Genomic DNA, 13,547 nt, shown 5'->3' with positions numbered 1-13,547 from the left:
AATTATGTTATAATGATTAAAAAAGGAGTAAGGTTATATGTAATATGGGTTTTAGATATACGATACCAATGGTGACTCTTCCAATGGGTAGCTGTGTCTATGTTAATATGAGTAAGAAACAATTAAGAATTTTTTCCTAATATTAGGAAAAGAATTTGAAAGATAAAAATAATATTTTAACTATAATAAAGGAGAACAAGGAACTATGAAGAAGATATATTTGTTATGTAGTCAGGGAATGTCCACAAGTATATTGGCAAGTATGATGCAGGATTGTGCCAATAAACACAAATTACCAGTTGAAATTGTGGCTTATCCTCATGGTAAATTACCAAGTGTTATTGAAAAATGGGCACTACCAGATGCTATTCTTCTAGGACCTCAAGTTAAGTATTTGTTAGAAGAAACAAGACAAAGATTCAGTCATTTAAATATTCCTATTATAATGATTTCACAAGAAGATTATGGAATGTTAAACAGTGACAAAGTCTTAAAGAAAGCACTTCTGGCAATGCAGGAAAATAAGGAGAAGAAAAATGAAAGTATTGATGATATTTGATCAAACACAGTCTGGGTTAGGAGGAAAAGAGAGTGCTGATTTAGCATTAGGTGGAAAGATGATGCCAATTGGTTCATGCAATATGTTTGAAAAACAGTTAAAGGATGCTGGTGGTAAGATTGTTGGAACTTTATATTGTGGAAATGGAACATTTATGAAAGACCCAGAAACTGTTTCTAAAAAGTTTGCAGCTATGGCTAAGAAAATTCAGCCAGATGTAGTCATTTGTGGACCATGTTTTAATTATGCTGAATATGGAGTCATGGCAGCAAAAACAGCTTTAACGATTCATGAACATACAGATATACCAGTATTTGCTATGATGTCAAAAGAATGTGAAAAAGCTATTTCTGATTATAAAGATAAAGTCTATATTCTTAAGATGCCTAAAAAAGGTGGGACAGGTTTAAATCAAGCATTAGCAAATATGATTACATTTACAAAAATGTTAGTCAATAAAGAAGATGTAATGGCGTTTGTTAAAGAACATGTTTATTAAAGGCATGTTCTTTTTTTCCGTTTAATAGGAAAGAAACTTACATAAGTTATTGTCTGTTAAGAATTATAATAATAATGAAAGGTAGGTATGTTATGGATACTTTAAAATTAATGGAAGAATTAACACAAGTCATTGGAATTGCTGGAGATGAAAGATATGTCTCTGAATTATTAAAATCATATTTACAACCCTATTGTGATGAACTGATTTATGATCATTTAGGAAGTTTATTTGCAATTAAAAAAAGTCAAAAAGAAAATGCAAAAAAGGTCATGGTATGTGGCCATATGGATGAAGTGGGTTTAATGATTACTGAAGTCACTACAAATGGCCTATTAAAATTTATAAAAATTGGGAGCATTGATAATCAAGTTCTTCTCTCACATCGTGTTCGTGTTTTAAAACAAGATGGACAAGAAGTGCCAGGAACAATTGGTTGTTCATTAAAAGATGTAGAAGTGTGTGATGATAAAAAGATGTTTATTGATGTTGGAGCGACTTCAAAACAAGATGTTGAAGCAATGGGGGTGAGTATTGGTGATAGTGCAGTATTAGATGGTCCTTTTACAGTTTTGAACCAAAATCGTATTCTTTCTAAGGCATGGGATAATCGTTATGGATGTGTTATGGCTGTTGAGGTTTTAGAAGCTTTAAAAGATGTTGAATTGGATTATGATTTATATATAGGTGCCACTGTTCAAGAAGAAGTGGGAATGCGTGGAGCGACAACAGCAACTGGCTTGATTCGTCCAGATATGGGTATTGTTATGGATTGTTCATTTGCAGATGATTATCAGGGAAAAGATAATGAAATTGGTAAACTAGGTGCAGGTATATTGATTCGTTATTATGATAAAGGAATGATGCCTAATCGTGCTCTTTTAAATGAACTTGTAGAAACTTGTCAAAAAAATAATATTCCTTATCAATATTTCTATAATATGGGTCAAACCGATTCGGCATGGATACATAAATTGTTTTCTGGTTGCCCAACACTAAGTGCATGTATTTGTGCAAGAGGTGGTCACACAAGTCAGTCAATGATAGATTTAAGGGACTATATGAATGCGAAAAAGGCAATCATTCATATTCTCACTTCTCTTGATGAGTCAAAAATTCAAATGTTTAAAGAAGAAAATAGATAGAGGTAAATATATGGCTAAAGAACCTTATGGAAATATCAATTTAGATTTAATTAGGGAAATGAGCGAAGCTCATGGCATATCAGGATGTGAAAAAGAAGTTAGTCGAGTTATGAAAAAATATATGGCACCAATATGTGATGAAATTACATATGATCATTTGGGTTCGATTATTGGTCTTAAGAAAGGACATTTGGGTCCAAAGATTATGATTGCAGGTCATATGGACGAAGTTGGTTTTTTGGTTAGAGATATTGATGAGAATGGATTTATACATATGTTGCCAGTTGGAGGCTGGTGGGGTCATGTTTTGCCTGCTCAAACCCTTTATGTGACAACAGCAACTGGAAAGAGATATCATGGAGTTGTAGGGAGCAGTGCTCCACATGGTTTACCAAAGGAAGTCAAAGAAAAGGTTATGAAACCAATTGATTTATTTCTTGATTTAGGTGTGGATAATCGTCAAGAAGTATTAGATTTAGGTATTCAAATAGGTGATATGATAACTCCTGATACACAATTTGAAGTGATGAATAATCCAAATTATTTAATGGGAAAAGCTTGGGATGATCGTTTATGTGCAGCAGCTGCTATTGAAGTTTTAGAACGTATTCAAAATGATGATATTACAGCAGACGTCTATGCTGTAGGAACAGTACAAGAAGAAGTGGGTTTAAGAGGTGCGAGGACAGCCGCCAATTTGATTCATCCTGATATTGCAATTGCATTAGATGTCACAACTGCAATGGATACACCAGCTGATCAAGGAACAATTCAGCTTGGAAAAGGTGTTGTTTTAAGCATTATGGATGCTGGAATTATTGGACATAAAGCATTATTAAAAGAAATGGAAGCAATTTGTCATGATTTAAACTTAGATATCAATTATGATATGATGACAGTAGGTGGTACAGATGCTGATAATATCCATAAAGCGTATGATGGGATCATTTGTATGACATTGAGTATACCAACTCGTTATATGCATTCTCATCGTTTAATTATTCATCGTAAAGATTATGTTCAAACTGTTGAAGCCATTGCAGAATTGTGTCGCAGATTAGATTGGGATAAATATAGAGCGTTGGATCAACAATTTAGATAAATTAAATGTTAAGAGTAAAATAATAATTAAAAAGGAAGTCATAAGACTATTGAACATAATAGTTATATGACTTTTTTGTTTTCATGCAATATTCTTAGTTAAAAATAATAGAATGGAATAAAAATGATAGTTGTTAAAAAGCAATAGTAAGTTCTAAGCAGTAAGAGTTTATCACATTGTTTTTATTGAGCTTATGTGCCAATTTATAAACAGTTTTCTTAAAGCATCTTGAAATCTTTGTATTGCATATGTTGCTCATAGTGTTTCATTAGCATAAATCATTTCAGCAACTTGATAAATGTGTTTTTTATTTCTTCATGTCATTCAAGCAATCTGTTAGCGATCATCTCCTTTAACATTTCTTCCTCTTTTAAAACTAAAATTTCCTTCAGTCTTTCAATAGTCTCAATCTTTAAATAATGTTAAAATCTTTATCAATCTGTCTACCAGATAATTTCTATTGTTTGTAAGTCGCACTGTTTTCAACTATAACTCTTCTTTTGTTTCATGATGATTTATGATCTTATGTGTTGTTAGTTTTAAGCAAGTATAATGAAACTATTTTCTGACACATCCAAATTTTTAATAAAAAAAACTGTCATTAAAGTGAACTTTATTATTTGTATGTTCAAATAATAAACACATGACAGTCTTTTTTATATGAGAAAGGGAGGTTCTCATTTCAATATTTCAAATAAGGTAATATATAGTGATAAGCATTATCAAAGCAGATGGCTTTGACCTCGTTTTCACTGTAACCTCTATCGTATAATTTTTTGACAACATTTTGTGCATTGGCAATACTTTCTAAACCTTCAACCATACAAGGAGCATCATCTATATAATCCATAAAATCAAATCCTAAAGCAATATGTCTAATACCTACTTTGTTTTTAAGATAATCGATGATATTTATGAATTCATCTAGAGTTTGTTTCGTTTCATCTCTTGTAACAAACCAGCGAACTGGAATAGCCCCGATGAGCCCATTTTGAGAATACAAGACTTCTAAACAAGGATCACTTAAATGGCGATAATGATTGAAAAGACCTTTCACATTACTATGAGTTGCAACAATAGGTTTGTTAGAAATTCTGGCAATATCATAAAAGTTCCATTCACAGCAGTGTGAAACATCAATTGCCATATTGATATCATTCATTGCTATAATACATTCTTTACCTAAATCGGTTAAAGGTTTATTTCCAGCTTTTGCTCCGCATGCTAATGCATTATCATCATTCCAACATAAAGCAGCTAGTCTTACATGATGCTGATATAACCATTGAATCTTCCTTGTCACATCACTTTGGATACCGCATAAGCCTTCTAATGCGATAAAACATTGTATATCTTTAGAATTATCATATGAAAAATAAAGACTTTGTTCAATTTGTTGTTCAAGATAAAGAACTTGTGCTTGCATTTCTTTATATGTTTGTTGTCCTGTAAAACAACAAACAAGAGCTGTCATTTTTATTTCTCCAGCTTTCATTTTAGGATAATGATAATTATCTAAACGTTGAGGATCATCATATCGATGCTCATAAATATCAGTTCCAATATCATCATGGAGATTGCAGATTTTCATTTTGTTTCCTCCAATAAATCTAAAAATTGTTGCATTTGTTGTTGAATAGAGGCTAGTGATTGTTGCCAGAAATCTTTCTTTGTTAAATCAATTCCAGCTATTGCAGCAGTTTCTTCAACACTATGTGTTGTTGATGCACGTAGAAGATTTTGATAATTTGTAAAGAATGTTTGATCTGTTTGATACATAGTATAAAGACCTCTTGAAAATAAGGCACCAAATGTATATGGAAAATTATAATAAGCTATATCTGGAATATAATAATGCACTTTTGTAATCCAGCGATAAGGATGGAGGTATTTCTCATCAAGACCTTTACCTAAAGCTTTTTTTAAAGCCTGCAGCATTAATTGATTCAGATCTTCAGCAAATAAAAATCCTTTTTCAATATTCTTAAATACTGATTTTTCAAAAGTATATCTTGCATAAATATCACAAATGACTTGGCATAATGCAGAAAGTTGAATATCTAATATGATTGGTTTGTTATTTTGATCAGCTTTTTGATAGAATGAATTATAAATAATATTTTCATTAAACATTGAAGCTGTTTCAGCAAGTGGCATGCAGTATTTACGATTTAATGGGCGTTGATTTTCAATCATATGACCATGATAAGCATGACCTAATTCATGTGCCACTGTTACAACATCACTTAATGTTGAATTGTAATTAGTCATTAGTCGACTTTGTTTTATCCAAGCTAAATTTTCACAAAAAGCTCCTCCTTGTTTACCTTTAGTACTTGGATAGTCAATCCATTTCTCTGCGAATGCCTGCAATGTCATTTGATATAAAGAATTATCGACTTCTTTAAAGTATTGTAAAATGATATTTTCACATTCTTCAATCGTGAAGGAATAATGACATTCACCAATAGTTGCATAAATATCATACCATGGCATACCATTGTGATGACCTAATTTCTTAGCTTTGGTATAAAGAAACTCTTGAAAAATTGGCAAATACTCTTCAACAGATGACATCATAGCCTCCAATGTTTCTATTTGCATATCACTTTCTTTTAACATTTTATCTAAAGGATCTTTGTAGCCTTCTTGTTTTGATATATATAATTGTTGTTGTTTGATATTGTTAAGAGCAAATGAGAGTGGCTGTTCAATTGTTTTATAACAAGCTAATTCATTTAGAAATGCTTCTTTCCTTGTGCTTTGTTTTGGATGATGGCAGAGATTTTTAATTTGTGTTAATGTCATATCTTTACCTAAACATGTATGATGTGCTGTTGATGTTAAATGATAATACATATCACTCATAGATTTAAGTGTATAAGGATAAAGACTTGAAAGAATTTCTTGTTGTGAATTTTCTAATGTATATTTCTGTTTTTCACTTAATCTATGTAAATAATATTGATAATCTAAAATCATTTCATCATTAGAATCAATTGTGAGAGAACCAAGATGTCTTTGAATGGTTTCTATGAGTTGTATATTTGATGATTGTAATGTTGAGATTTTTTGTAATTCAGATATAGCTTTTTTGTTTTGTGAATCTATTGCTTGTATGAGTTGGGAATAGATTTTTAAACGATATCCATAGTCATATTCTTTTTCTAATAGTTGTAAACCTGTTTTGACTGATAACTCACTAGTACTCATTGTTTGTATATAATTAGACATATCAGAATGTAATTTTTTATATATAGCAAAATCATTTCTATATGAGATATCTTGGTAATCTTTATATAATGCATCTAATGACCATTTATAATTCATAGATATTCCTCCTTTGCAAATATAAGTATAAATCAAAAGATATTTATATTATTGAAATCTTCTTCCTAATCATTAGGAAATAACATAAGTATATTTTTCCTAAGTGCTAGGAAAAACAGTTAAAAGAAGAAATCAGTAAACAAGTGTACAATAAGTATGGATTTGATAAGGGGTGAAAGGAATGGATGAATCAGTAAAGAAATGTTTCTTAATGATTTCAATTGTTGGAGAAGCGAAAGCAAGTTATATGAAGTCGATTAAAGAAGCAAGACATAATGATTTTGAAAAGGCAAAAGAGTTGATTTGTCAAGGTGATGATATGTTTTCACAAATTTATAGTATTCAAAATCAATTGACTCAAGAAGAAGTGAATGGGATTTTAAATGATTATCATCTTTTACTTATTCATGCACAAGATCAAGTCATGTCAGTAGAGCAGGTTAAGGTTTTTGCTCAAGAGATGAATGTTTGTTATCAGAGAATATTTGATCTAGAAAAAAAGATATTATAGGAGGAATAATGAAATGAAAAAAATTTATTTATTTTGTAGTAATGGGATGTCAACAAGTTTGTTGGCACAAAATATGCAAGATGTTGCTAATGCACATAATTTACCATTTGAAGTGAAGGCTTTTCCAATTGGAACATTAGGAGAAATTATTGAATCAAAAAATCCTGATTGCATTTTATTGGGACCTCAAGTAAAATATTTATTACAAGATACAGTTGATCGTTATGGTCAAAACGGAAAACCTATTACAGTCATTGATTCAAGTGATTATGGTTTGATGGATGGTGAAAAAGTATTAAAAACAGCAATTAGAGAAATGAAGAAAGCAAAAAAATAAAACTGGGATATTCTCAGTTTTGTTTGTTAAAGGAGGTTAAAAACATGTGGGGTATTATCGCAACTTGGCGTATGGCTGTAGAAGGTATTAGTGAAGCAAGTGAACTTTTAGAAAATCATGGTGATGCTGGAGCAGCAATTGAAACTGCAATTAGGGCAGTAGAGGATTTTGAATATTATAAGTCAGTAGGTTATGGTGGACTTCCTAATGAAAATATGGAAGTGGAATTAGATGCTGCTTTTATGGATGGAGATACTTTTGATATTGGAGCAGTTGCTGCTATTAAGGACTTTGCTAATCCAGTTTCTATTGCAAAACGATTATCAAAAGAAAAAGTGAATTGTTTATTGGTTGGTGAAGGAGCAGAAAAATTTGCTCATCAAGAAGGTTTTGAAAGAAAGAATATGCTTACAAAACGTGCAAAGATTCATTATAAAAATCGTGTTAAAGAAGTTCAAAATCAAACAATTAAGCCTTATGCAGGACATGATACAGTTGGTATGGTTTGTTTAGATATGAATGGAAAGATGACATCAGCAACATCTACAAGTGGATTATTTATGAAGAAAAAAGGGCGTGTTGGAGATTCTCCAATTGTTGGCTCTGGATTTTATGTAGATTCTCATGTTGGTGGAGCAAGTGCAACAGGATTAGGTGAAGACTTAATGAAGGGGTGTATTTCTTATGAAATTGTTCGTTTAATGAAAGAAGGAATGCATCCCCAAGCAGCTTGTGAAAAAGCAGTTAATGATTTAGAAAAAACATTAATAGAAAGAAGAGGGAGTGCTGGAGATCTTTCATTAATTGCTATGAATAATAAAGGAGAGTGGGGCGTTGCTACCAATATTGAAGGCTTTTCTTTTGCAGTCGCAACAGCTTTACAAAAACCTATTGTTTATTTAACAAAGCGTGTTGATGGGAAATGCCAGCATGAAGAAGCAAGTCAAGAATGGTTAGACAACTATATGAAAACAAGAATGGCTCCCTTAGAAGAAAAATAATATGGAAGAGAAAATTATTAAACAGGTTGAAGATATCTCTTTAGCGATGATTGAAGATATTAAAACAATTGTACGTTATCCAAGTGTAAAGTCTTTAGCTTCAAAGGATGCACCATTTGGGAAAGATATTGCTATAACTTTAGAAGAGACTTTGAAGTTGGCTGAAAGATTAGGGTTTCAAACAAAAAACTTAAATCATTATATTGGCTGGGCTCAGTATGGCGAAGGTGAAGATTATATAGGAGTTATTGGTCATTTAGATGTTGTTGAGGAGGGTGAAGGATGGAAACATCCACCTTTTAGTGGCTATGAAGAAAATGGCATTATATATTCAAGAGGTATTTTAGATAATAAAGGACCAATATTAAGTTGTTTATATGCTTTATATGCGTTAAAATTATTACAGATAGAATTAAAGAAACCAGTTCGTATTATTTTTGGTTGTGACGAAGAATCAGGATTTGAGGATTTAGAATACTATCTTCATTATGAAAAACCACCTGTTATGGGATGGACACCTGATTGTAAATATCCTGTTGTTTATGGCGAACGTGGGAGAGCAGTTATTGAAATTGCAACTGATGAAAAGAATTTGGATGAATTCTTAGCTTTTGTGAATACTTATTTTATGAATGCAAAACCTAATGGTGAAAGATTAGGTGTGGATTACCAAGATGAGGAATTTGGAATGAATGAGATGCGTAATTATCAATTGAAACATGAAAATCATCAAATGATATTTTCAGTGACTTTTTCTTATCCAGCAAGTGTTTCTCTTACAGAGATGATTCAAACCATTCAAAACAAAGCCAAAGATTTTCAAGTGACTTGTGTTCATCATTATCAACCAGTTCGTTTTGATAAAGAATGCCCAATGGTGAAATGTTTACAACAAGCATATGAAAGAATAACCAATGAAGATGGGACTCCTGTGACAACAACAGGCGGAACTTATGCAAAATTAATGCCTCATATTGTTCCCTTTGGACCTAGTTTTCCTGGCCAAAAAGGAATTGGTCATCAACCAAATGAATGGATGAGAGTTGAGGATATTATAACAAATGCAAAAATATACGCTCTTGGTATCTATTATCTTGCAAACATATAGGAGGTCAAGACATGGAAAGAATGATTGAAATTTGTTGTGGTAGTTATGAAGATGCATTAAATGCATATCGTGGCGGAGCATCACGGATTGAACTCAATAGTGGTCTTTATTTAGGTGGTTTAACACCAAGTTTAGGAACTCTTATTTTAACTAAGAAGAATACTGAGTTAAAGGTTATTACAATGTTACGACCAAGAGGTGCTGGATTTCATTATACAGATGATGAATTTGAGGTCATGAAGAATGATGCAGTCTTAATGATGGAACATGGGGCTGATGGCATTGCGTTTGGCTGTTTAGATGAAAATGGTCATGTTAATGTTAAACAGACTCAGCAAATTATTAATATCATTAAAGAATTTGATGGTGAAGTTGTTTTTCATCGTGCTTTTGATTGCGTTAAGGATCCTTATCAAACTATTGAGAAATTAATTGATATGGGAGTTCAACGTATTTTAACAAGTGGTTTAAAACCAAAAGCAATGGAAGGCAAAGAATTGATTAAAGATTTACAAATGAAATATGGTGATCAAATTGAAATCTTGGCAGGAAGTGGAATCAATGCTTGTAATGCATTAGAGTTGATGAATTATACTGGAATTACACAAGTTCATAGTTCTTGTAAAGATTGGGTCAATGATCCTACAACTCAATGTTATGATGTTACTTTTGGATATGCTGATGAGCCTCATGAAATGGATTATGATGTGGTTAGTCAAGAATTAGTGGAGAAGATTGTGAATAGTTTATGATAAGAAATCTAAGAAAAAATAAACGAATAAAATTATTAATTACATTTGTTTGTGTTATTGTTGCTGCTTTTTTACAAGCATATGTTATTCAAGTTTTTATTCAACCAGCTGATCTTCTTTCAAGTGGATTTACTGGTGTTGCTTTATTAATTGAAAAAATTACATCTACATATTTAGGGTTCTCTTTTTCAACTTCTTTAGGAATGATTTTGTTAAATGTCCCAGTAGCAATGATTTGTTATAAAAGTATTAGCCCAAAATTTACATTCTTTTCTTTATTAGAAGTATTCTTAGCGAGTTTCTTTTTAAGAGTTATTCATTTTTCTCCCATCTTTGATGATGTTTTGCTAAATATTGCTTTTGGTGGTTTTGCATATGGTTTATTGACAGTCGTTGCTTTAAGAGGAAATGCTTCAACTGGAGGAACTGATTTTATTGCTTTGTATGTTTCTAATAAGAAAGGAAAAGCAATTTGGGAATATGTTTTCTTATTTAATACAGTTATTTTAATTATTTTTGGTTTTATGTTTGGATGGGAACATGCGGGATATTCAATTCTTTTTCAGTTTATTTCTACACGTACAATTGATTCATTCTATCATCGTTATGAACGTGTTACTTTACAAGTCACAACAACGCATGCTCAAAAAGTTATTAATGCTTATGTACAACAGTATCGTCATGGTATTTCATGTGTTGATGCAATGGGGGGATATAGTCAAAAACCAATGAATCTTTTACATACAGTAGTATCTAGTTATGAAGTTCAGGATATTATTGATCTGATGCGAGAAGTTGATCCTAAAGTCATTGTTAATGTTTTAAAAACAGAGAATTTCTTTGGAGGTTTTTACCAAGCGCCTATAGATTAAAAAAGTTGAAGTCTTAAAGCTTCAACTTTTCTAATTGCATATAAACTCTTTGTATTTTACTAGGACAGTTTGATGTGTATTCGATTCCAAATGGTTTAATGATATCTAAAAACTTTGCATAACCTTCTCTTTGATCATGAACTTCAAATTCTAATTCATAGTCAATTTGCTGTAGATATGTGTTTTCATCTAATGATAACATCCCTTCTTTTAATTCGATATCATAGCGATGGGTTGTCAGTGAAAATTGTTGTTGTAATGTAGATGGATCTATGCCTTCTTTTCTTAAAATATTTATTACTTCATTATCAAGATAGTGTTGATTGAAAAAAGCATCTTTTTCTTTTTCAGATAATTTAATATTGCTTTCTAAGTGATGTCTATCAAGAGGTCTTTTGAGAGTCATTTCATAGTTATTATTTTTTTCTCTAATTCTTAACATATATTTCTTTTGTTTTAAGAGCGGATGTGTAAAATAATAGTTTGTTTGGATATACTCATGGTAATGAGGATAATGATTAAGCAATGTTTGAAATGTTTTTTGATCAAGTAACACTTTGTATTCTATTTCTATATGTTCTTTCATATTTATCACCAGACTCATTGTATCTTTTATTGATTAAAATTTCAATTAATATATAATAAAGAAAAGTGGGTGATTATTATGCATAAATATGCAATTATAAATAAACAGGATATATTATCTGAAAATTTAGCAGAGTCTTTAAAAAGCCATTTAAATGAATTTATGAGTTATGATGAAAAAAATCCTGAACTTGTGATTACAGTTGGAGGTGATGGAACAGTGTTGCACAGTGTCCATCAATATCGACATCAACTTGATACAGTTGCATTTGTAGGTATTCATACTGGAACATTAGGATTTTTAACAGATTATCAAAAAGAAGAGTATTTAGATTTAATAGCTGATATAAAAATGGGTGATTATCATATTTATAATCGTCATCTTTTAGATGTAATGACAAATAAAGATACTTATATTGCATTAAATGAATTGCGATTAGAGAATAATATGCGTTCTCAAGTTCTTGATGTATATATCAATGATGAGTTTTTAGAAACCTTTAGAGGAAATGGTTTATGTGTTTCAACAGCTTCTGGATCAACTGCATATAATAAATCTTTAGGTGGGGCTGTTGTCTGTTCTGGTGCTGGGATTATGCAGTTAAGTGAAATTGCTGGAATTCATCATAATGCTTATCGTTCTCTTGGTTCATCATTAATTCTGGATAAAAATGATACAATTCATTTTGAATCTCAGAATTTCCAAAATGCTGTATTAGGTATTGATCATCTTGTTTTTGACTTAAGAGATGTTGAGTATGTAGATGTGAAGATTGCTGCACAATACGCAAGATTTGCACAATTTAAACGTGTAAGTCTGATGGAAAGATTAAAAAGGGCTTTCTTAGATGTATAAAAGAGAGTTGATAGTGACTAAGGAAAATCATCAATTACGTATTGATGATTTTGCATATCAGCATCATATAAGTAGAAAAGCTTTGAAGGTTATTAAACAATGTGGAGATATTCTTGTAAACGGGGAACATCAAACTGTACGATATGTATTAAATGAAGGTGATTATGTTGTCTTCATATATCCACCAGAAGATAATCAGATTATTCCAGAGAATGTACCTTTATATATTGTTTATGAAGATGATTTTTTATTGATCGTTGATAAACCAAAAGGGATGGCATGTTTTCCAACCCGATCACATCCTTGTCAAACTTTAGCCAATGCACTAAGTTATTATTACCATTCAATTGAATTAGATTCTACTGTTCATTTTGTGAATCGTTTAGATAAAGATACTGCTGGATTGATGATGATTGCTAAATATCGAGAAATTCATGATATGATGTGTCAAAATATTCAGCATATTTATCGCCGTTATCAGGCACATGTTGAGGGTCAGGTTGAACAGGGTGTCATTGATTTACCTATTCATAAAGATGGTCAAAATATGCGTAGAATTATTGATGAAAATGGGAAAGATTCACGGACTTATTATCGTTGTTTAGAATATTCTGATGGGATTTCAAGAGTAGAATGTATTTTAGAGACAGGGCGTACTCATCAGATTAGAGTACATATGGCTGCTATTGGTCATCCCTTAATTGGAGATCTTTTATATGGTGGAAAACCTGGGACTTTTGATTTAGAAAGTATAATGATTGCTTTTGTGCATCCCATAACAAAACAAATAAAGGTTATAAAGAAAATGAGATTATCTTGTAAATAGAGAATCTCATTTTTCTCAAAATCAAAAGTTATTCACATATTTCATTTCTTTGAAGAAAATTCAA

15 protein-coding genes are annotated in these 13,547 nt (G+C 31.2%); 12 read left to right on the top strand and 3 right to left on the bottom strand.

Annotation, left to right across the window (positions count from 1 at the left end; translation table 11 throughout):
• The first annotated feature begins 205 nt into the window (after nt 1–205).
• The 4 genes from AC5M21_RS11445 (at nt 206) to AC5M21_RS11430 (ending at nt 3,305) form a co-directional block, all read left to right on the top strand.
• Entirely contained in the window at nt 206–559 is a 354-nt protein-coding gene (locus AC5M21_RS11445; protein ID WP_008788125.1) for a PTS sugar transporter subunit IIB, read from the top strand.
• A complete protein-coding gene (locus AC5M21_RS11440; RefSeq protein ID WP_008788126.1) occupies nt 537–1,058 on the top strand; it encodes a GrdB-related putative oxidoreductase in 522 nt (173 codons plus the stop codon). Before AC5M21_RS11445 ends, AC5M21_RS11440 begins: the two co-directional genes overlap by 23 nt.
• Before the next feature lie 92 nt (nt 1,059–1,150).
• Nucleotides 1,151–2,203, top strand: coding sequence for a M42 family metallopeptidase (locus AC5M21_RS11435; RefSeq protein WP_008788127.1), 1,053 nt, complete (start codon nt 1,151–1,153; stop codon nt 2,201–2,203).
• A gap of 10 nt (nt 2,204–2,213) precedes the next feature.
• On the top strand, nt 2,214–3,305 hold the full coding sequence (locus AC5M21_RS11430; protein WP_008788128.1) for a M42 family metallopeptidase: 1,092 nt from the start codon (nt 2,214–2,216) through the stop codon (nt 3,303–3,305).
• A gap of 682 nt (nt 3,306–3,987) precedes the next feature.
• Here AC5M21_RS11430 and AC5M21_RS11425 read toward each other — a convergent pair.
• A complete protein-coding gene (locus AC5M21_RS11425) occupies nt 3,988–4,896 on the bottom strand; it encodes a dipeptidase (protein WP_008788129.1) in 909 nt (302 codons plus the stop codon).
• Entirely contained in the window at nt 4,893–6,635 is a 1,743-nt protein-coding gene (locus AC5M21_RS11420) for a M3 family oligoendopeptidase (RefSeq protein WP_008788130.1), read from the bottom strand. Before AC5M21_RS11420 ends, AC5M21_RS11425 begins: the two co-directional genes overlap by 4 nt.
• Before the next feature lie 181 nt (nt 6,636–6,816).
• Between AC5M21_RS11420 and AC5M21_RS11415 the strand changes: the two genes are divergently transcribed.
• From AC5M21_RS11415 to AC5M21_RS11390, 6 genes are read left to right on the top strand one after another with little or no spacing between them, the layout of a single operon-like run.
• The gene (locus AC5M21_RS11415; RefSeq protein ID WP_008788131.1) at nt 6,817–7,146 is read left to right on the top strand and encodes a PTS sugar transporter subunit IIA; all 330 of its coding nucleotides are present in this window, start codon (nt 6,817–6,819) and stop codon (nt 7,144–7,146) included.
• Between the two features lie 13 nt (nt 7,147–7,159).
• On the top strand, nt 7,160–7,483 hold the full coding sequence (locus AC5M21_RS11410) for a PTS sugar transporter subunit IIB (RefSeq protein ID WP_008788132.1): 324 nt from the start codon (nt 7,160–7,162) through the stop codon (nt 7,481–7,483).
• A gap of 44 nt (nt 7,484–7,527) precedes the next feature.
• The gene (locus AC5M21_RS11405; RefSeq protein ID WP_008788133.1) at nt 7,528–8,484 is read left to right on the top strand and encodes a glycosylasparaginase; all 957 of its coding nucleotides are present in this window, start codon (nt 7,528–7,530) and stop codon (nt 8,482–8,484) included.
• A 1-nt stretch (nt 8,485) separates the two neighbouring features.
• Nucleotides 8,486–9,592, top strand: coding sequence for a Sapep family Mn(2+)-dependent dipeptidase (locus AC5M21_RS11400; protein ID WP_008788134.1), 1,107 nt, complete (start codon nt 8,486–8,488; stop codon nt 9,590–9,592).
• 11 nt (nt 9,593–9,603) lie between these two features.
• The gene (locus tag AC5M21_RS11395) at nt 9,604–10,344 is read left to right on the top strand and encodes a copper homeostasis protein CutC (RefSeq protein WP_008788135.1); all 741 of its coding nucleotides are present in this window, start codon (nt 9,604–9,606) and stop codon (nt 10,342–10,344) included.
• On the top strand, nt 10,341–11,216 hold the full coding sequence (locus AC5M21_RS11390) for a YitT family protein (protein WP_008788136.1): 876 nt from the start codon (nt 10,341–10,343) through the stop codon (nt 11,214–11,216). The genes AC5M21_RS11395 and AC5M21_RS11390 overlap by 4 nt, the downstream gene beginning before the upstream one ends.
• Nucleotides 11,217–11,229: 13 nt before the next feature.
• On the opposite strand, the gene AC5M21_RS11385 is transcribed toward AC5M21_RS11390, so the two are convergent.
• A complete protein-coding gene (locus tag AC5M21_RS11385) occupies nt 11,230–11,802 on the bottom strand; it encodes a CYTH domain-containing protein (protein WP_008788137.1) in 573 nt (190 codons plus the stop codon).
• Nucleotides 11,803–11,880: 78 nt separating this feature from the next.
• Between AC5M21_RS11385 and AC5M21_RS11380 the strand changes: the two genes are divergently transcribed.
• On the top strand, nt 11,881–12,657 hold the full coding sequence (locus AC5M21_RS11380) for an NAD kinase (RefSeq protein WP_008788138.1): 777 nt from the start codon (nt 11,881–11,883) through the stop codon (nt 12,655–12,657).
• 13 nt (nt 12,658–12,670) lie between these two features.
• The gene (locus AC5M21_RS11375; protein WP_237713663.1) at nt 12,671–13,483 is read left to right on the top strand and encodes an RluA family pseudouridine synthase; all 813 of its coding nucleotides are present in this window, start codon (nt 12,671–12,673) and stop codon (nt 13,481–13,483) included.
• Nucleotides 13,484–13,547: the final 64 nt, after the last annotated feature.

Source organism: Coprobacillus sp. (assembly GCF_984815275.1).
The sequence above is the reverse complement of the archived record's forward strand: the minus strand, read 5'-3'. Positions and strand labels throughout refer to the sequence as shown.

Excerpts from the sequence above, each read along its gene's own strand:
- AC5M21_RS11410 (WP_008788132.1), top strand. The coding sequence starts at position 7,160 with ATGAAAAAAATTTATTTATTTTGTAGTAATGGGATGTCAACAAGTTTG.
- AC5M21_RS11430 (WP_008788128.1), top strand. The coding sequence starts at position 2,214 with ATGGCTAAAGAACCTTATGGAAATATCAATTTAGATTTAATTAGGGAA.
- AC5M21_RS11390 (WP_008788136.1), top strand. The coding sequence starts at position 10,341 with ATGATAAGAAATCTAAGAAAAAATAAACGAATAAAATTATTAATTACA.
- AC5M21_RS11420 (WP_008788130.1), bottom strand. The coding sequence starts at position 6,635 with ATGAATTATAAATGGTCATTAGATGCATTATATAAAGATTACCAAGAT.
- AC5M21_RS11400 (WP_008788134.1), top strand. The coding sequence starts at position 8,486 with ATGGAAGAGAAAATTATTAAACAGGTTGAAGATATCTCTTTAGCGATG.
- AC5M21_RS11395 (WP_008788135.1), top strand. The coding sequence starts at position 9,604 with ATGGAAAGAATGATTGAAATTTGTTGTGGTAGTTATGAAGATGCATTA.
- AC5M21_RS11425 (WP_008788129.1), bottom strand. The coding sequence starts at position 4,896 with ATGAAAATCTGCAATCTCCATGATGATATTGGAACTGATATTTATGAG.
- AC5M21_RS11435 (WP_008788127.1), top strand. The coding sequence starts at position 1,151 with ATGGATACTTTAAAATTAATGGAAGAATTAACACAAGTCATTGGAATT.
- AC5M21_RS11405 (WP_008788133.1), top strand. The coding sequence starts at position 7,528 with ATGTGGGGTATTATCGCAACTTGGCGTATGGCTGTAGAAGGTATTAGT.
- AC5M21_RS11385 (WP_008788137.1), bottom strand. The coding sequence starts at position 11,802 with ATGAAAGAACATATAGAAATAGAATACAAAGTGTTACTTGATCAAAAA.
- AC5M21_RS11380 (WP_008788138.1), top strand. The coding sequence starts at position 11,881 with ATGCATAAATATGCAATTATAAATAAACAGGATATATTATCTGAAAAT.
- AC5M21_RS11445 (WP_008788125.1), top strand. The coding sequence starts at position 206 with ATGAAGAAGATATATTTGTTATGTAGTCAGGGAATGTCCACAAGTATA.
- AC5M21_RS11440 (WP_008788126.1), top strand. The coding sequence starts at position 537 with ATGAAAGTATTGATGATATTTGATCAAACACAGTCTGGGTTAGGAGGA.
- AC5M21_RS11415 (WP_008788131.1), top strand. The coding sequence starts at position 6,817 with ATGGATGAATCAGTAAAGAAATGTTTCTTAATGATTTCAATTGTTGGA.